Annotated in this window: 21 protein-coding genes; 15 read left to right on the forward strand and 6 right to left on the reverse strand. The window is 68.6% G+C overall.

All coding sequences use genetic code 11. The features are described from left to right. Positions 1-17: 17 nt before the first annotated feature. The gene (locus tag EV667_RS00255) at positions 18-1,244 is read right to left on the reverse strand and encodes an MFS transporter (protein WP_131833346.1); all 1,227 of its coding nucleotides are present in this window, start codon (positions 1,242-1,244) and stop codon (positions 18-20) included. A gap of 146 nt (positions 1,245-1,390) precedes the next feature. Here EV667_RS00255 and hisB point away from each other — a divergent pair, with 146 nt between their 5' ends. The 9 genes from hisB to EV667_RS00300 all read left to right on the forward strand — a co-directional run bounded on the left by hisB (position 1,391) and on the right by EV667_RS00300 (position 7,813). Further along, positions 1,391-1,984, forward strand: a complete 594-nt coding sequence (hisB, locus tag EV667_RS00260; RefSeq protein WP_131833347.1) for an imidazoleglycerol-phosphate dehydratase HisB — start codon at positions 1,391-1,393, stop codon at positions 1,982-1,984. A gap of 22 nt (positions 1,985-2,006) precedes the next feature. Then, positions 2,007-2,504 (forward strand): DUF2628 domain-containing protein, encoded by a 498-nt coding sequence (locus EV667_RS00265; protein ID WP_131833348.1) that lies wholly within the window; start codon positions 2,007-2,009, stop codon positions 2,502-2,504. Further along, positions 2,501-3,163, forward strand: coding sequence for an imidazole glycerol phosphate synthase subunit HisH (gene hisH, locus EV667_RS00270; RefSeq protein WP_131833349.1), 663 nt, complete (start codon positions 2,501-2,503; stop codon positions 3,161-3,163). The genes EV667_RS00265 and hisH overlap by 4 nt, the downstream gene beginning before the upstream one ends. After that, positions 3,160-3,894 (forward strand): 1-(5-phosphoribosyl)-5-[(5-phosphoribosylamino)methylideneamino]imidazole-4-carboxamide isomerase, encoded by a 735-nt coding sequence (hisA, locus tag EV667_RS00275; RefSeq protein ID WP_131833350.1) that lies wholly within the window; start codon positions 3,160-3,162, stop codon positions 3,892-3,894. Before hisH ends, hisA begins: the two co-directional genes overlap by 4 nt. A gap of 20 nt (positions 3,895-3,914) precedes the next feature. Further along, complete coding sequence (gene hisF / locus EV667_RS00280) at positions 3,915-4,730, forward strand: imidazole glycerol phosphate synthase subunit HisF (RefSeq protein WP_131834943.1); 816 nt, start codon at positions 3,915-3,917, stop codon at positions 4,728-4,730. After that, complete coding sequence (locus EV667_RS00285; RefSeq protein ID WP_131833351.1) at positions 4,727-5,062, forward strand: phosphoribosyl-ATP diphosphatase; 336 nt, start codon at positions 4,727-4,729, stop codon at positions 5,060-5,062. Before hisF ends, EV667_RS00285 begins: the two co-directional genes overlap by 4 nt. A gap of 132 nt (positions 5,063-5,194) precedes the next feature. After that, positions 5,195-6,154, forward strand: coding sequence for a type I pantothenate kinase (gene coaA / locus EV667_RS00290; RefSeq protein WP_131833352.1), 960 nt, complete (start codon positions 5,195-5,197; stop codon positions 6,152-6,154). Between the two features lies 1 nt (position 6,155). Further along, the gene (locus tag EV667_RS00295; protein WP_131833353.1) at positions 6,156-6,797 is read left to right on the forward strand and encodes an alpha-ketoglutarate-dependent dioxygenase AlkB family protein; all 642 of its coding nucleotides are present in this window, start codon (positions 6,156-6,158) and stop codon (positions 6,795-6,797) included. A 53-nt stretch (positions 6,798-6,850) separates the two neighbouring features. Then, positions 6,851-7,813 carry a hypothetical protein gene (locus EV667_RS00300; RefSeq protein ID WP_131833354.1) on the forward strand — a complete coding sequence of 321 codons (963 nt, stop codon included), beginning with the start codon at positions 6,851-6,853 and terminating at the stop codon, positions 7,811-7,813. Between the two features lie 99 nt (positions 7,814-7,912). On the opposite strand, the gene grpE is transcribed toward EV667_RS00300, so the two are convergent. Together grpE and hrcA are read right to left on the reverse strand one after the other, a co-directional pair. Continuing rightward, positions 7,913-8,530 carry a nucleotide exchange factor GrpE gene (grpE, locus tag EV667_RS00305; RefSeq protein WP_131833355.1) on the reverse strand — a complete coding sequence of 206 codons (618 nt, stop codon included), beginning with the start codon at positions 8,528-8,530 and terminating at the stop codon, positions 7,913-7,915. 80 nt (positions 8,531-8,610) lie between these two features. Further along, positions 8,611-9,711: a heat-inducible transcriptional repressor HrcA gene (gene hrcA / locus EV667_RS00310; RefSeq protein WP_131833356.1), complete on the reverse strand. Its 1,101-nt coding sequence runs from the start codon at positions 9,709-9,711 to the stop codon at positions 8,611-8,613. Between the two features lie 219 nt (positions 9,712-9,930). Between hrcA and rph the strand changes: the two genes are divergently transcribed. From rph to hemW, 3 genes are read left to right on the forward strand one after another with little or no spacing between them, the layout of a single operon-like run. Then, positions 9,931-10,644, forward strand: a complete 714-nt coding sequence (gene rph / locus EV667_RS00315) for a ribonuclease PH (protein ID WP_131833357.1) — start codon at positions 9,931-9,933, stop codon at positions 10,642-10,644. Beyond that, the gene (locus EV667_RS00320) at positions 10,641-11,306 is read left to right on the forward strand and encodes a non-canonical purine NTP pyrophosphatase (RefSeq protein WP_131833358.1); all 666 of its coding nucleotides are present in this window, start codon (positions 10,641-10,643) and stop codon (positions 11,304-11,306) included. The genes rph and EV667_RS00320 overlap by 4 nt, the downstream gene beginning before the upstream one ends. Continuing rightward, positions 11,299-12,474, forward strand: coding sequence for a radical SAM family heme chaperone HemW (gene hemW, locus EV667_RS00325; RefSeq protein WP_131833359.1), 1,176 nt, complete (start codon positions 11,299-11,301; stop codon positions 12,472-12,474). The genes EV667_RS00320 and hemW overlap by 8 nt, the downstream gene beginning before the upstream one ends. A gap of 97 nt (positions 12,475-12,571) precedes the next feature. On the opposite strand, the gene EV667_RS00330 is transcribed toward hemW, so the two are convergent. Continuing rightward, a complete protein-coding gene (locus EV667_RS00330) occupies positions 12,572-13,777 on the reverse strand; it encodes a penicillin-binding protein activator (RefSeq protein ID WP_131833360.1) in 1,206 nt (401 codons plus the stop codon). 230 nt (positions 13,778-14,007) lie between these two features. On the opposite strand from EV667_RS00330, the gene rsmI reads away from it, so the two are divergent. From rsmI to gshB, 3 genes are all read left to right on the forward strand, one after another. Beyond that, a complete protein-coding gene (gene rsmI, locus EV667_RS00335) occupies positions 14,008-14,940 on the forward strand; it encodes a 16S rRNA (cytidine(1402)-2'-O)-methyltransferase (protein ID WP_131833361.1) in 933 nt (310 codons plus the stop codon). Beyond that, positions 14,933-15,337 (forward strand): YraN family protein, encoded by a 405-nt coding sequence (locus EV667_RS00340; RefSeq protein ID WP_131833362.1) that lies wholly within the window; start codon positions 14,933-14,935, stop codon positions 15,335-15,337. Before rsmI ends, EV667_RS00340 begins: the two co-directional genes overlap by 8 nt. Before the next feature lie 113 nt (positions 15,338-15,450). Beyond that, positions 15,451-16,392 carry a glutathione synthase gene (gene gshB, locus EV667_RS00345; RefSeq protein WP_131833363.1) on the forward strand — a complete coding sequence of 314 codons (942 nt, stop codon included), beginning with the start codon at positions 15,451-15,453 and terminating at the stop codon, positions 16,390-16,392. A gap of 108 nt (positions 16,393-16,500) precedes the next feature. Here the strand turns inward: gshB and EV667_RS00350 are convergent, their stop codons facing one another. Continuing rightward, positions 16,501-16,785, reverse strand: a complete 285-nt coding sequence (locus tag EV667_RS00350) for a BQ00720 family protein (protein WP_131833364.1) — start codon at positions 16,783-16,785, stop codon at positions 16,501-16,503. A 46-nt stretch (positions 16,786-16,831) separates the two neighbouring features. Continuing rightward, a complete protein-coding gene (locus EV667_RS00355; RefSeq protein ID WP_131833365.1) occupies positions 16,832-17,254 on the reverse strand; it encodes an Hsp20 family protein in 423 nt (140 codons plus the stop codon). Positions 17,255-17,356 lie beyond the last annotated feature (102 nt).

Raw genomic sequence — 17,356 nt, forward strand, 5'->3', positions numbered from 1 at the left:
CTTAAGTCTTCGAAGCGTCAGCGCAACTCGGGGTCGGCGGCGGCGGCCGGCGCTTCCGGGAGCCGGAGGCCCGGAAGGAGAGCAATCAGGACGATGACTCCGCCGGCCGCCAGAAACGCATCGGCCGGCAGGACGACCAGCAGGCTGCTCAGCAGTCCGGCGATCAGAACAGAAAGCGCGACCCCCGCATTAGCGATGCCGAGTGCCCAGCCCCGCTCGCTCTCGTCCACCGCCGAGGAAATGGCGGCGAGCAGGGTTATGAAGGCGAGAATGTTGCTGGAGGTCGACAGGAAACCCAGCGCGACCTGCGCCCCGGCCGGCAACGGCAGCGAGCTGGCGATGAGAAAGAAACCGCACAGGGCGAGCCCGACGAGGGCGGTCGCCTTGTCGTTGCCGAGCCGTGCGCGAACCAGCGGAAATCCGATGGCCGACGAGAAAGCGCACCCGATGCCCATCACCATCGAGAACAGGCCGAGCCCGGCCGTCGTGAAGCCGTAGGAGCGCTGCATCTCGATGAGGATGAAGGTGTAGTAGATGAGGAACCCGAGCTGGAATAGGAAGAAGGAAGCCGCCGGCATGACGATCGCGGGCCGGTTCCCGATCCGCGCCAGCAGGCGGAACGGCTGCCTCCAGTCAAGCGCGAGGACGCGGCGGGACTCATCCCTGGCAAAATGTGCCGAGTTGAGGCTGACCAGCGTAACGACGCAAAGCACCAGAGCGACCATCAGCGGAAGGCGGAGCTCGAAGTGGCCGAGCAGTCCTCCGATGGCTGGGCCCGCCACCATGCCAATCGTATTGACCAGCACGACCTGCGCCATGGCGGCGCTGCGTTGGTCCTGCGGCACGGCGTCCACGACTGACGCCTGGGCGATCGGCGCGGTACCGGCCATCAGCCCGGAGAGCAGGCGGCCGATGAAGAAAAGCCAGAGATGCCCGACGGAGAGCGCCACCGCCATCAGCGCGTAACTCCCGGCCAGCCCACCCATGCAGATCATCAGCGTGCGCCGGCGGCCCAGCGCGTCCGACAGGTCGCCCAGCATCGACGAGCCGAAGAACATGCCGATCGGAAACAGGGAGAAGGCCAGCGACAGCAGCGTGTCGCGCGTCGCCGGGCTGTAGGCGCTCGTCAACGATGGGCTCTCGAAGAGCGCAACGATCAGCGGATACATCAGGCCGAAAGAGAAGATGTCGATGAACACGGCGAGGAACAGGGGCGCGCGCGTGCGCAGCGTGGCCAGGTCCATCGAAAGAACTCCCAGGCGCGGGCGATACCGCGATGATGACGGCCTTTCTCCCCGCGCGCCAGCCTTGCACGCAGGGAAAGGCTCGGCATATGGCATCGCAACACTTTAGCTGCTAAGACGCCCGCTCTTTCCGGGAGCTCTTTGCCATGCGCACGGCCAGCATCACCCGCGCCACCAAGGAAACGCAGATCCGCGTCGCCGTCGATCTTGATGGCACGGGGAAGGGCACGATCGCGACCGGCGTCGGCTTCTTCGATCATATGCTCGACCTGCTGGCGCGCCATTCCCGCATCGACATGGAGATCGAGGCCAAGGGCGACCTGCATATCGACTTCCACCACACGGTAGAGGATGTCGGCATTGCGCTCGGCCAGGCGGTGAAGGCCGCACTCGGCGACATGCGCGGCGTCACCCGCTATGCCAGCCTGCATCTGCCGATGGACGAAACGCTGACCCGCGTCGCGCTCGACATTTCCGGCCGGCCGTTCCTGGTGTTCCGCACCGAATTTGCGGTGCCGAAGATCGGCGAGTTCGATACCGAACTGGTGCGCGAATTCTTCCAGGCTTTCGCGATGAATGCCGGGCTGACGCTGCATGTCGAGACTCTCTATGGCGCCAACGCGCACCATATAGCGGAGAGCTGCTTCAAGGGGCTGGCCCGCGCGCTGCGTGTGGCGGTGGCGATCGACCCGGCGGCGACGGGCGAAATTCCTTCCACCAAGGGCAGCCTTGGCGGCTGAACAGCCGGGCGGAGAAAGCTTCATGGCGGTCTGGACAGTCTTCGAGCCCGAGGAGGGGGACGCGGCGCGCACGACCCTGCGCTGGGCTGACGGCTTCGTCTTCGTGCCCGAACGCGTGTCCTGGAGCGCGCTTCTCCTCGCGCCGCTGGTGCTGCTGCGCCACCGCCTCTGGCTGGCATTCATCGTCTATGTGCTGGCGCAGGGCGCGGTGATCGCGGCGATCCTCGTGCTGGACCTGGAGGATCGCGCCTTCGCCCTGCTGCTGGTCGCCAATGTCGCGGTGGCGGTCGGCCTGCCGGGACTGCGCCGCGCCAAGCTCGTCGGCAAGGGCTATGAGGAGGCCGGCTGCGTGGTGGCACAGAAGCTCGAAGCCGCCGAGCAGCGTTATTTCGACGCCCGTCTCGGCGAGGTCGCTGTCGCCCGGCTTCCTCTGCCGCCGGTCGGCGGCGCCCGCATCAACGCTGCGGCGCGGCCGGCGCAGGCCGTCGTGCTGGGCCTGTTCCCGGAGGCCGCCCGATGACCCCCCCCGCGCCCGTCGCTCTCATCGACTATGGCTCCGGTAACCTCCACTCCGCCGGCAAGGCGCTGGAGCGCGCCGCGCGTGAGGGCGGCGGCGGCAAGAGCGTGCTGGTGACGGCGGATCCCGACGTGGTGCGCCGGGCCGATCGCATCGTGCTGCCGGGCGTCGGCGCTTATGCCGACTGCCGGCGCGGGCTGGACGCCGTGCCGGGTATGGTGGAGGCGCTGACCGAGGTGGTGATGGAGCGCGGCCGGCCTTTCCTCGGCATTTGCGTCGGTCTCCAGCTGATGGCCACGCGCGGCCTTGAACATGGCGAGACCGCCGGGCTTGGCTGGATTGAGGGCGATGTGGTCAAGATCGAGCCGGCCGATGCCGCCCTCAAGATCCCGCATATGGGCTGGAATTCGCTGGATGTGGCCCGCCCGCACCCGCTGCTTGACGGTATCCCCACCGGCGAAGACGGGCTCGACGCCTATTTCGTCCATTCCTATAACCTCAACGCCGCACGTCCGGGCGACGTGATCGCGACCACTTCCTATGGCGGTGCCATCACCGCCATGGTGGGTCGCGACAATATCGCCGGAACGCAGTTCCATCCCGAGAAGAGTCAGCGCCTCGGCCTTGCCCTTCTCGCCAATTTCCTGAAGTGGGCGCCGTGATTCTCTTTCCCGCCATCGATCTCAAGGACGGCAAATGCGTGCGCCTGCAGCAGGGCGACATGGCGCGTGCCACCATCTTCAACCATGACCCCGCCCAGCAGGCGGCGCAGTTCGAGGCGCAGGGGTTCCGCTACCTGCACATCGTCGATCTCGACGGCGCCTTTGCCGGCCAGCCGGTGAACGCGGTGGCGGTGGAGCGCATTCTCGAAGCGGTGGGCATGCCGGTACAGCTCGGCGGCGGCATACGCGACATCGCCCGGGTCGAGGACTGGCTGGAAAAGGGCATCACCCGCGTCATCCTCGGCACGGCGGCGGTGCGCGACCCGGCCTTCGTGAAGGAGGCGGCGCGCCGCTTTCCCGGTCGCGTGGCGGTGGGGCTGGACGCCAAGGACGGGCGCGTGGCGGTGGAAGGCTGGGCCGAGACCTCGGACCTCACCGCGCTGGAGCTGGCGCAGCGCTTCGAGGATGCCGGCGTTTCCGCCATTATCTATACCGACATCGACCGCGACGGCCTGCTCAAGGGCCTCAATCTCGACGCCACCATCGCGCTGGCCGACGCCATCTCCATTCCGGTCATCGCCTCGGGCGGGCTTGCTTCGATGGACGATGTGACGGCCCTGCTGGAGCCGCGCGCGGCCAAGCTTGAAGGCGCCATCACCGGCCGCGCGCTCTATGACGGGCGGCTCGATCCCCGCGCGGCGCTGGCGCTGGTCGCCGGGCTGCCGGCATGAGCGGGAAAGACGAGGCGTCCATGCTCAAGGTCCGCGTCATCCCCTGCCTCGACGTGAAGGACGGGCGGGTCGTCAAGGGCGTGAAATTCGTCGATCTGCGCGATGCCGGCGATCCGGTGGAAGCGGCCAAGGCCTATGACGCCGCCGGCGCCGACGAATTGTGCTTCCTCGACATCACCGCCAGCGTAGAGGCGCGCAGCACGCTGATCGACGTGGTGAGCCGCACCGCCGAGCAGTGCTTCATGCCGCTCACCGTGGGCGGCGGGGTCCGCACGGTTGAGGACATCCGCGCCTTGCTCAACGCCGGCGCCGACAAGGTGTCGATCAACACGGCGGCGGTGAACCGGCGGGAGTTTGTGCGCGAGGCGGCGGAAAAATTTGGCGAGCAATGCATCGTCGTCGCCATCGACGCCAAGAAGGTCTCGGCCGAGGGCGAGCCCGACCGCTGGGAGATCTTCACCCATGGCGGGCGCAACCGCACCGGCATCGACGCGGTGGACTACGCGAAGGAGGTCGTCGCACTCGGCGCCGGCGAAATCCTCCTCACCTCGATGGACCGCGACGGCACCGGCGAGGGTTTCGACCTCAAGCTGACCCGCGCCATTTCCGACGCGGTGAAGGTGCCGGTCATCGCCTCGGGCGGCGTCGGCACGCTGGATCATCTGGTGGACGGCATTCGCGAGGGCGGGGCGTCGGCGGTGCTGGCGGCCTCGATCTTCCATTTTGGCACCTTCACCATCGGCGCGGCCAAGGAGGCCCTCGGCGCGGCCGGGCTTCCCGTTCGCCTTGGCGGCGGTGACATTGGCGGTAGCGCCATCAAGGAGGCCGGCCGATGAGCGACAGTCCCGCCCGCGTCACGCTTGAGGACCTTGCCGCCATCGTCGCCCGCCGGGCAGCGGCCGAGGGTGAGGCGTCCTACACACGCGCGCTCATCGCCAAGGGTGTCGCAAAATGCGCCCAGAAGCTGGGCGAGGAAGCGGTGGAGACCGCGCTCGCCGCTGTCGGCACCGATACCAAAGCGGTCATTTCCGAAACCGCCGATCTTCTCTACCATCTGGCCGTGCTGCTTCAGGCGCGCGGCGTGTCGCTGGATGATGTGTATGCGGAGCTCGGCCGCCGGACGAACCAGTCCGGCCTGGAGGAAAAGGCGTCCCGCCCCAAGGGCTGAGGCCGTCGCGACCATCCCGTTCGGCGCCGCCGGCAGGCGCGGGCTGGGCCGTATCACGTCCCCTCCTAAAGTGGTATACGGTCGACCAACGCCTGGCGCTTTGAATGTCCGGGCGAGCCGGGAAACGCTACCATGGACCTGAAGCTCGACGGGGCGGTGCTGTCGCCCTTCCGCAATTTCAGCCGCGCCGAATGGGCGGCTCTGCGTGCCGACACCCCCCAGCCGCTGAAGCCGGACGAGATCCAGCGGCTTCAGGGACTTAACGACCGGCTGTCGATCCCCGAGATCGAGGAGATCTACCTGCCGCTGTCGCGGCTGCTGTCGATCTATGTCGGGGCGACGCAGAAGCTGTTCCGCCAGATGCAGAAGTTTCTCGGCCCCGAGCAGAACGGCAAGATGCCCTATATCATCGGCGTCGCTGGCTCGGTGGCGGTGGGCAAGTCCACCACCGCCCGCGTGCTGCAGGCGCTGCTGGCGCGCTGGCCCAACACGCCGAAGGTTGCACTCGTCACCACCGACGGTTTTCTTCTGCCCAACGCCATTCTGGAACGGGAAGGGCTGATGGGGCGCAAGGGCTTTCCCGAGAGCTACGACCTTCCGGCGCTGCTGCATTTCCTCACCGACATCAAGGCCGGCCGCCGCCCGGTGCGGGCGCCGGTCTACAGCCATTTCGACTATGACGTGACGCCCAACCTCAGGGTGGAGGTCGACCAGCCGGACATCCTCATCGTCGAGGGACTGAACGTGCTGCAGACCAGCCGCCCGCCCAAGGACGGCAAGGGTATTCCTTTCGTCTCCGATTTCTTCGACTTCAAGGTCTATATCGACGCCGACGAGACGATCCTTGAGCGCTGGTATGTCGAGCGCTTCATGCGCCTGCGCGAGACGGCCTTCCGCGACCCCAAGGCCTATTTCCACCGCTATTCCAGCCTGACCGGCGCCGAGGCGGACGCCACCGCCCGCGCCATCTGGCGCTCGATCAATCTGCTGAACCTGCAGGAAAACATCCTGCCCACCCGCCAGCGCGCCGACCTCATCCTGCGCAAGGGCGGCGACCACGAGGTCGAGGTGGTCTCGCTGAGGAAGCTCTAGGATGGCGGCGGCCGTCGAGATCATGCCCGGCTGCCATTACTGGCCGGGCTGGCTGGATCGCGCGGGACAGGAAGCGCTGGCGGATGAACTGCGCGAGGTTCTTGCTGCCGCGCCGCTGTTCACCCCGCGCATGCCGCGCACCGGCACGCCCTTCTCGGTCCGCATCTCCAGCTGCGGGCCGCTCGGCTGGGTGTCGGATGTAACAGGTTACCGTTATCAGCCGACCCATCCCGAAACCGGCGAGGCGTGGCCGCCCATGCCAGCCGTGCTCACGCGGGCCTGGGCGGAGCTGGCCAGCACGCCGCTGGCCCCGGAGGCGTGCCTGATCAACTGGTACGCGCCCGGCGCCCGGATGGGGCTGCATCAGGACCGCGACGAGGAGGAGTTTTCCGCGCCAGTCCTTTCGCTCTCGCTCGGCGACACGGCGCTGTTCCGCATCGGCGGAACGGCGCGAAAGGACCCTACCCGCTCGCTGCGCCTCGCCTCGGGCGACGCGCTGCTGCTCTCCGGCCCGGCGCGGCTGGCCTTTCACGGCATCGACCGCATCTATCCTGGTACCTCGACCCTCTTGAAGCAGCCCGGGCGGATCAATCTGACGTTACGGCGGGTGCATCCGGCGGGGCCGAGCGAAATTCGGCCTTGATGCGCCCGCAGAAAGAGCGAAGTTACAGCTACCTTAAGCTCGAAGGATTGCGAATGCGCCTTGTTGCCCGCTTTGCCGCCGCCGCCTTTGCTCTGGCAGTGCTCGGCCTTCCCGCCTCCGCCCAGACGATTTTCGCCAATGACGGCACGATCGGCATGGTGCCGCCGGAAGGTATGGTGGCCGTGCCCGGCGTGCCAGGCTTCCAGGATCGCGCCGCCAGCGCCTCGATCCTCGTTCTTGAAATGCCCAAGCCCGCCTTTGCCGAGATCACCGCCAATTTCGCACCGGAGGAACTGCAGAAGCAGGGCGTCACGGTGGAGCAGCGGCGCGACGTTACGCTGGCCGACGGCGTGCCCGCCGTGCTGCTGAAGGGCTTTCAGACCGTCGGTACCGGGGCGCTGAAGAAATGGATCCTGATTGCCGGCGCCAAGGAGCAGACCGGCATGGTTACGGTGCAGTTCCCCGAGGCTTCCGCCACCCGCTACCCCGACGCCAAGGTCGAGGAGGCGCTGAAGACCGTGGTTTTCCGTGCCCCGCCGAGCACCGAGGAGATGCTCGCCAAGCTGCCCTTCACCGTCGACGAGACGGAGGGCTACAAGGTGATGAAGGTGATCGGCACCAGTGCCGTCCTGCTCACCAAGCCCGAAACCGGCGAGGCCGGCCAAGCGGGCAAGGGCGGGCCGCAGACCCAGTCCTTCTTCATCGTCGCCGTCGGCCCGGGCGAAATCCGCGAGGAGGAGCGCGAGGCCGCGGCCAAGCGGGCGATCACGAGCGTGCCGGGTATCAAGGAACTGCGCGTCGAACGCGGCGGCCCGCTGCGGATCGGTGGCCAGCCCGGCTTCGAGCTGATCGCCAATGCGGTGGACCAGCAGACCGGCAAGCCGGTGAAGGTGGCGCAATGGCTGAGCTTCGGCCGCACCGGCTATCTGCGTATGGTCGGCGTGGCTCCCACGGAAAATTTCGACGCCGATTACGGCGCCATGCGCGCCCTTCGCGACGGGGTCGCCCTGCGCTGACCTCTCCTGCAGAACAGACAATGAAAAGGGCCCTCGCAAGGGCCCTTTTTTAACGCGACTCCGACCGACAGAAAGGCGCGCCGGGTAAGTGTGCTCGTCTCAGCCCTCGGGCGGAGTTTCGGCCGGCGGCGCCTTGGGGCCGCCCTTGGACACGCCGACAAGGGCGGGGCGCAGCACGCGCTCGCCGAGCTTGTAGCCGGGCTGGATCACCTGAACCACGGTGCCCGACGGCACCTCGGTATTGGGCACCTCGAACATGGCCTGATGCATGTTCGGATCGAACTTGGCGCCTTCCGCCTCGATCCGCGCCACGCCATGCTTGGTCAGCGCCTGCACCAGGGCGCGCCCGGTGAGGTCGATACCCTCCAGCAGGGTCTTCAGCGTGCCCTCGGCCTTGGCCCGGGCGTCGGCGTCGATGGCGCCCAAGGCGCGCTCGAAATCGTCCGCCACGGTGAGAACGTCGCGGGCGAAGCCGGTGATTCCATAGACCTTGGCGTCCGCTACTTCGCGCTCGGCGCGGCGGCGCACATTGTCAGCCTCGGCGAAGGCACGCAGAAACTTGTCCTTGAGCGCGGCGATCTCGGCCTCAAGCCGCTCCTTTTCGGCGGCGAAGGCGGCAGCGAGATCGTCCGGCGCGGCGGCCGCGCCATTTTCGGCGTCGGCAGTCTGGTCTGCCACGTCGGGCTGATCGGCCGGAGTGCGGTTCTCGTCGCTCATGAATACCTCGTCGGGGAATGGTCGTGCCCGGCGGCCGGGCCACGCGGACGCCCGCCATATCGGGTCGGACGGCGCAAAAATCAAGCCGCGTCGGTGCCCGGCCCGCCGAGAACCCGGCTGACCACGCGGGCAGTGAAGTCGACCATTGGCACGATGCGGGCATAGTTCAGCCGTGTTGGACCGATCACCCCGAGCACGCCGACCACCCTTCCCTGCCCGTCGCGATAGGGCGCGACGATGGTGGAGGAGCCTGACAGCGAGAACAATTTGTTCTCCGAGCCGATGAAAATGCGCAGGCCCTGCGCGTCCTCGGCCCGGCCGAGGAGGTCGACCACTTCCTGCTTGGCGTCGAGATCGTCGAACAGCAGGCGCACCCGTTCCAGATCCTCGATGGCACGCAGGTCCTGCAGCAGCCGCGTCTGCCCGCGCACGATCAGCCGCCGGTCGGCCTTCTCGCCGCCCGACCAGCTTGCCATGCCGCTTTCCACCACCCGCGCCGTCACCTCGTCGAGCTCGGCACGGCGGGCGGCCAGCGTGCGCTCCACCTCGGCGCGCAGCTCGGTCAGCGTGCGCCCGCGCGTCAGCGAGGAGAGGAAATTGGTTGCCTCCACCAGCGCCGAGGGAGGCAGGCCCTTGGGCAGCGGAACGAGCCGGTTCTCGACCTCACCATCGTCGGAAACGAGGATCAGCAGCGCGCGGGTGGCGTCGAGCGGGACGAACTCGATATGTTTGAGCCGCACGTCGGTCTTGCCGGTGGTCACGACGCCAGCGCCGCGCGACAGGCCGGAGAGCAGGTTGGAGGCCTCCGCCAGCACCCCGTCCACGGTCTGGGCGCGGGCGGCGGCGCGCACCTGGGTCTCGATCGAATTGCGCTCATCCTCCGAGACGTCGCCGATTTCCAGCAGCGCATCGACGAAGAAGCGGAGACCGCGCTCCGTCGGCAGCCGTCCGGCGCTGGTGTGCGGGGCGAAGATGAGGCCGGCCGCCTCAAGGTCCGCCATCACGTTGCGCACCGAGGCCGGCGACAGCGTCATCGGAATGAGGCGGGAAATGTTGCGCGACCCGGCCGGTTCGCCGGTCGCCAGATAGGTTTCGACAATCTGCCGGAAAATCTCGCGCGAACGCTCGTCAAGCCGCGCCAGCGAGGGCGCGGTGGCCGACAGAAATGGATCGAGGGGCATCGCCGAGTTGGTTCCCTGTCTCGTCTACCCGTTCATGGGTGGCTATTATCTCGGTATTCGCCAGCCATGTACAAGCCGGCCCGGTTCACGCGCCGCCGGCGCGGGCCGTGTCTGGAGTCCGCGCGCGGCGATTGCGCCCGGCCCGCGCCGCCCTTACAAGGTCCGGCCACAGGGCGAGGCTACAGTCCACTGCCTCCCGCCGTTCAGGAGACCGTCCGCATGCGCCCTTCCCGCCGCCTTCCCGACGAGATGCGTGCCGTGAGCTTCGAGCGCGGCGTGCTCCGCCATGCCGAAGGTTCGTGCCTGGTCAAGTTCGGCGAGACCCATGTGCTTGTCGCCGCTACGCTGGAAGAGCGCCTGCCGCCCTGGCTGAAGGGACAGGGCCGCGGCTGGGTGACGGCCGAATACGGCATGCTGCCGCGCGCCACCCACGACCGTACGCGCCGCGAGGCCTCCACCGGCAAGCAGTCCGGCCGCACGCAGGAAATCCAGCGCCTCATCGGCCGCTCGCTGCGCGCCGTGGTCGATCTCGAAAAGCTCGGCGAGCGGCAGATCACCGTGGATTGCGACGTCATCCAGGCCGATGGCGGCACCCGCACCGCCGCCGTCACCGGCGCGTGGATCGCGCTGCATGACTGCCTGAGCTGGATGAAGTCGCGCGGCATGCTGCCCGCCATCCCGCTGCGCGATCATCTCGCCGCCGTTTCCTGCGGCATCGTCGATGGCGAGCCGCGTCTCGACCTCGACTATGCCGAGGATTCGGACGCCCATACCGACGTTAACTTTGTCATGACCGGCGCCGGCGGCTTCGTGGAAATCCAGGGCACCGCCGAGAAGACGCCGTTCTCCCAGGCCGAGTTCGACGCCATGCTCGGCCTTGCCCGCACGGGTGTCGCCAAGCTGGTCGACCTGCAGAAGCTGGCCGTCGCATGAGCACTGCCGCGCACCGTCGGCTCGAAGGCCGCGTCGTCATCGCCACCCATAACCCCGGCAAGCTGGAGGAGATGGCCGGCCTGCTGGCGCCGTATGGCATCGACGCCGTGTCCGCCGGCGAGCTCGACCTGCCGGAGCCGGAGGAAACCGGGCTCACCTTTACGGAGAATGCCCGCATCAAGGCGACCGCCGCCGCGACCGCCGCCGGTCTGCCCGCCTTCGCCGACGATTCCGGGCTGTGCGTCGACGCGCTCGGCGGCGCGCCGGGGCTCTACACTGCCCGCTGGGCGGGGCCGGAGAAGGACTTCATGGCGGCGATGACCCGCGTGGAGGAGGAACTTCGCGACGCGGGTGCAGAACTGCCCGATCTGCGCCGGGCGCATTTCATTTCCGCCCTGTGCCTTGCCTGGCCGGACGGGCATGTCGAGGATTTCGAGGGCGTGGTCAACGGCACGCTGGTATGGCCGCCGCGCGGGCCGGCAGGCTTCGGTTATGACCCGATGTTCCAGCCCGACGGCCAGCCGGAAGACAATCCGCGTACCTTCGGCGAGATGTCCGGGGCCGAAAAGCACGGCCTGCCGCCGCTCGGCCGTGGCCTCTCGCACCGCGCGCGCGCCTTCATGGCGCTGGCGCAGGCTTGTCTCGGGGCGAGCTTTGACTGAGCGCGCCCCGGCGCCGCCGCCGCTCGATCCCGGCTTCGGCGTCTATGTGCACTGGCCGTTCTGCAAGGCCAAGTGCCCCTATTGCGACTTCAACTCGCATGTCCGCCACGCCCCGCCCGATCAGGCGCGGTTCGTCGCGGCGTTCCGGGCCGAGATCGCGCACACACGCGCGCGCGTCGGTCAGCGGCGAACCCACAGCGTGTTCTTCGGCGGCGGCACCCCCTCGCTGATGGAGCCGGCCACGGTTGGGGCGATTCTCGACGCCATCCATGATGCCTGGCCGCTCGACGCGCGGGCCGAGGTGACGCTGGAGGCCAACCCGACCAGCGTCGAGGCGGAGCGTTTTCGCGGCTACCGGGCGGCGGGGGTCAACCGCGTCTCGCTGGGCGTGCAGGCGCTGGACGATGCCGCGCTGAAAGCGCTGGGGCGCATGCACACGGCGCAGGAAGCGCTGGGCGCGGTGGCGGTGGCGCGCGCGGCCTTCGAGCGCGTGTCGTTCGATCTCATCTATGCCCGCCCCGGTCAGAAGCCGGAGGACTGGGGGCGCGAGCTCGGCCGCGCGATCGACGAGGGCTGCGAGCATCTCTCGCTCTACCAGCTCACCATCGAGGAAGGCACGCCCTTTGCCGCGCTGCACCGCGCCGGACGGCTGATCGTGCCCGACAGCGAGGCCGCCCGCGCGCTGTGGGACGTGACGCAGGAGACAACACGCGCTGCCGGGCTGCCGGCCTATGAGGTTTCCAACCATGCCCGCCGGGGGGCGGAGAGCCGGCACAACCTGCTGTACTGGCGCTATGGCGAATATGCCGGGCTCGGCCCCGGTGCGCATGGGCGCCTCGACACGCCGGAGGGGCGGGTCGCCACCTCCACCGAGCGCGGGCCGGAGGAGTGGGTGGCCCGGGTCGAAGCGCAGGGCCATGGCGTCATCGTCGACGAGACGCTCACCCTCGCCGAGCAGGCCGACGAATATCTGCTGATGGGCCTGCGTCTTCTGGAGGGCATCGACGCTCGCCGCTTCGCCCGGCTGGCGGGGCGCGTCCTCGACCCGGCGCGGGTGGCGGCACTGCTGGAGGACGGCATGATCGAGGTGATGCCGGATGAGCGCCTGCGCGCCACCGCTCTCGGCCTGCCGGTGCTCGACGCCATCGTCGCCGACTTGGCGGCGTAGGCGGGTCGGTCCATCCCTTTTCGATGGCCGTCATCCTTCGAGGCCGCTGCGCTCGCACCTCAGGATGACGCCGCCATAGGTAGGAACCAGCAGAAATTCACATTCCCTGCGCGAAGCTGCGCGGGGCCGGGCTGACGATCTGGGTGGTGCCGCCGGAAATCTGCATCACCGCCAGCCCACGCTGGTTGGTGCCGTCGGCGCGGAACCGGAAAATGCCGTCGACACCGGAGAAGCCCGAGGGGTTCTGGATCGCCGCATCGGTGATGCCGGCTTCGCCATAGCTGTTCACCAGCGCCGCCATCAGCGACACCGCATCGTGCGAGAGCGTGGTGGTGCGGACCGGCTCGCGGCCGAAGCGCCCCCGGTAGCGCGTGGCAAAGGCGCGGAAGCCTGCCGTGTCGGGCGCGGCGAAGATGCCGCCATTCATCGCAGGATTGGCGAACAGCTTGGCATCGTCCCACAGGCCGGTACCGATGAGCTGCTTGCCGCCAAGGTTCGCGCCGGCCCCCGACAGCGCTTGAACAATCTGCGGCACGGTGTCGGCGGCGTCCGGCAGGAATACCGCATCGGCCTGCGCCACCGAGCCGGCAAGGCGGCGCGCGGCCTCTGCCGCCTGCCCGGCGCTATAGCGCTCCAGTCCGACGACGCGCCCACCGACAGTCGGTACGGTCTCGCGAAAGGCCGCCTCGACCACCGAGCCATAGGCGTTGTCCGGTACCAGCCCGGTATAGGAGCGCCGGCCCTGCGCGGCGGCGTAACGGATCGCCCGCTCGACATCGGTCTGCGGCAGGAAGCTGAGGAGATAGACCCCCTGCGTCGCGACATTCGTGTCGGTGGAGAAGCCGACGAGCGGCACGCCGCGCTGGCGCGCCACCTGGCCGGCGGCGGCGACGGAATGGGCGAAGAGCGGGCCGATGAGGGCGCGCGCGCCCTCATCCAGCGCCTGCTGGGCCGCCGCCTGGGCGCCCGGGCCGGTGCCGCCATCATCCTTGACGATCAGCCGGATGCGCGCGCCGGCGAACTCCGACAGCGCCATTTCGGCGGCATTGCGCAGCGAGAGAGCGACCGCGCCGGCATTGCCGCTGGCGCCGAGCGGCAGGATGAGTCCGATGGGGGTGCCGGTGCCAAGGCCCGCATTGGGGTCCGGCGGCAGTTCTGGCATCGGCAGCGCTGCCTGCGGCGAACTCATCTCCGGCCCCGAGGAGCAGGCGGCCAATCCTGCCGCGCCGGCCATGAGGAGAAAGCCGCGCCGGCTGGTCCGGGCGAGGCGTGGGCGGATCGCGGCCGTGTCCTTCGCGTTCATGCGGTGCGTTCGGCTCGGCTGTGCGCCCGCCACCCTGGCCGACGTCGCTGTCCCTTTTTAGGACGGCGGGACTCGCCCTGTCACCTTGCTGCCGGCCCGTTGAGCCTGAAACGTCGAAATATCCCCGCGATCGGCCACTTTTCGCGGCGCGCGTTCACCGCGCCGGAGCACGAACGGGCGCATGACGAGACGCATGACGGCGCCGCCGGGGCTCTCTACAATGCGCCGCCATGACGCTTTCCTCCGATACGCTTCCCCCTGAGACCGCCCCCGGCACGGCCGCCGCCCGCAGCTTTCGCATCGGCGCGCACAGTCTTCCCGCCGCGCGCCCGCAGCCCGGCCTCTACATCGTCGCGACGCCGATCGGCAATCTCGGCGACGTGACGCTGCGCGCGCTTGAAACGCTGGCGGGCGCCGACATCATCGCCTGCGAGGACACCCGCATCACACGGCGGCTGCTGGAGCGCTACGGAATCGAAACGAAGCTGGTCGCCTATCACGACCACAATGCCGAACAGGCGCGCCCCCGCCTGCTGGCCCGGCTGGCGCAAGGGGGCGTGGTGGCGCAGGTGTCGGATGCCGGCACGCCGCTGGTCTCCGATCCCGGCTACAAGCTGGTGGCGGCGGCGATCGAGGCCGGGCACCGGGTGGTCCCCCTGCCCGGCGCCTCGGCGAGCCTCGCTGCTCTCGTGGCAGCGGGCCTGCCGACCGACCGTTTCTTCTTCGAGGGCTTCCTGCCGGCCAAGAGCGGCGCCCGCCGCACCCGGATCAGCGAACTCAAGACGTTGCCGGCGACTCTCATCCTCTATGAATCGGGCCCGCGCCTGCCGGAAAGCCTCGCCGACCTCGCTGCCGGGCTTGGCCCACGCCCGGCGGCGGTGTGCCGTGAACTCACCAAGACCTTCGAGGAGGCGCGGCGCGGCACGCTGGACGTGCTCGCCGCCTTCTATGCCGAGGCCGGCCCGCCCCGAGGCGAGATCGTGCTGGTGATCGGCCCGCCGGGGGCGCAGGAATCAAGCGCCGCCGATCTCGACGCGGCCCTCAGGGCGGCGCTCGCCACGCTCTCGGTGAAGGATGCGGCGGCGGCGGTGGCGACCGCGACCGGCCTGCCCCGCCGGGCTGTCTATGCCCGGGCGCTGGCGCTGCAGGGCGGCGATGGCTGACAAGGCGCGGCCGGAGGAGGCCCCGCCCGAGGCGGCGCTGCGGCGGCGGCGGGCCGCCTTCGCCCGTGGCGTCGAGGCGGAGGCTGCCGCAGCGACGTTGTTCGAGGCCAAGGGCTTCGCCATTCTGGAGCGGCGCGCCCGCACCCCGCGTGGCGAGATCGACCTGGTGGCGCGGCGCGACGGGCTGGTGGTCTTCATTGAGGTCAAGGCGCGCGCTTCGCTTCGTTTCGCAGCCGAGTCGATCCTGCTGCGCCAGCGCCGGCGTATCGTTGGCGCGGCGGAAATCTATCTCTCCCGCCACCCCGAGTTGGCAGGGCTCGATATGCGGCTCGATGTGGTGCTGGTGGCCCCCGGGGCACCGCCGCTGCATCTGCCGGGGGCCTTCGAGGCGGAATGAGCGGGGGTAACGAGGCCGTGGCGCCACGCCGCGCGAGCGATTAAACAGGAAGGCGAATGCCGCCGGGCGACTCCGCCTCAGGCCGGCTCCCTCCTGTCGCAGACGGAACTCACATGAGCCTCAACGTCGCCGTCCAGATGGACCCGATCGACCGCATCAATATTGCCGGCGATTCCGCCTTCGCCCTGATGCTGGAAGCGCAGGCCCGCGGCCATTCGCTCTCCTACTACACCACCGACCGCCTCGCGATGCGCGACGGCGAGGTGTTCGCCACCGTGCAGCCGCTGGAAGTGCGCGATGTGAAGGGCGACCATTTCACGCTCGGCGCCGCCCAGCGCGTGCGGCTCGACACGTTCGACGTGATCCTGATGCGGCAGGACCCGCCCTTCGACCTGAACTACATCACCGCGACGCATCTGCTGGAGCGCATCCATCCGCGCACGCTGGTGGTGAACGACCCCGCCCATGTGCGCAACGCGCCGGAGAAGATCTTCGTCACCGACTTTCCCGATCTGATGCCGCCGACGCTGATCACCCGCGACCTCGATGAAATCAAGGCGTTCCGTGACGAGTTCGGCGACATCGTGATGAAGCCGCTCTACGGCCATGGCGGCGCTTCGGTGTTCCGCCTCACCCGTGACGATCTGAATTTTGGCTCGCTCTACGACCTGTTTGCCAGCACGTTTCGTGAGCCCTGGGTGGTGCAGCGCTTCCTTCCCGGGGTGAAGCATGGCGACAAGCGCATCATCTTGGTGGACGGCGTCTTTGCCGGCGCGGTCAATCGCGTGCCGAGCGAGGGCGACCTGCGCTCCAACATGGTGCGCGGCGGGGCGGCGGCCGAAACAGACCTGACGCCGCGCGAGCGCGAAATCTGCGAGCGGCTGGGCCCAGCACTGCGCGCGCGCGGGCTGCTGCTCACCGGCATCGACGTGATCGACGGCCACCTCACCGAGATCAACGTCACCGCGCCGACGGGCATCCGCGCCATCAAAAGGATCGGCGGCCCGGACATCGCGGTGACGGTGTGGGACATGATCGAGGCCAAGCGCGCCTGAACGCGGGGCCGGCGACGGGGGCCATCTACGGCCTTGCCCGTGAGAGATGAGAACGGCACCGCCTCGATCGAGACGGTGCCGTCTTTTCATGAGCCGCGTAGCGCTGGTTCAGTGGACGCTGAGCGTCACCAGCTCGTTCTGCATGGCGTTGGCGATCGCCGCTTCGCGGCTGTCGGTCAGCATGATCGGCGTGCCATCGGCGGCGTGCAGGGTGAACAGCGTCAGGCCCGGCGAGAGATGGGCCTGCGGAAAGAGCTCGGCCGCCTCTTCGGAACGGATGGTACGCAGATAGGCGATGTGCCCGCCGCCGAGATTGGCGAAATCTTCCGCGGTGAGGGCGCCGGCCAGCGCCGAACCGGCGGCGGCGGGGTCGATGTGGAATTCGTTGTTCATGATCGGCTACTCCTCTGCGCACAGTCGAGACCGGCTTGGGGCTGCGTCATTCATCCGTCGCTATGGTGATACGCCGGACGACGCGTTCCGGTTCCGGCCGAACCAATTCGACGCAGAGCAGGCCGTTCTTCAGCTCGGCACTGATCACCCGCATGCCCTCGGCCAGCACGAAGACGCGCTGAAACTGGCGTGCGGCGATGCCACGGTGAAGAAAGACCCGCCCGTGCTCTTCGCTCTGGCGGCCACGGATGACGAGTTCCTTCTCCTCCACCGTCACCTCCAGCTGCTCGCGGGTGAATCCCGCGACGGCAAGGGTGATGCGGAGCTTTTCCGGCTGTTCCGCCGTGGCGACCCGCTCGATATTATAGGGCGGGTACCCGTCGGAACCTTTCATGACCCGGTCGAGCGCCCGCTCGACCTCGTCAAAGCCGAGCAGGAAGGGGCTCGACAGCGAGGGAATACGCGACATGCTCCCAAAGTCCTCGTCTGAAGCGACTTTGTGTGATGGGACCCCGTTCAGGCATCCCGTTGGAAGCGATATGGGAGGGCGCCCGTCTTCACGCAAGACTGA

This window comes from Ancylobacter aquaticus (genome assembly GCF_004339465.1).
In the GTDB taxonomy this organism is placed as follows: Bacteria; Pseudomonadota; Alphaproteobacteria; order Rhizobiales; family Xanthobacteraceae; genus Ancylobacter; species Ancylobacter aquaticus.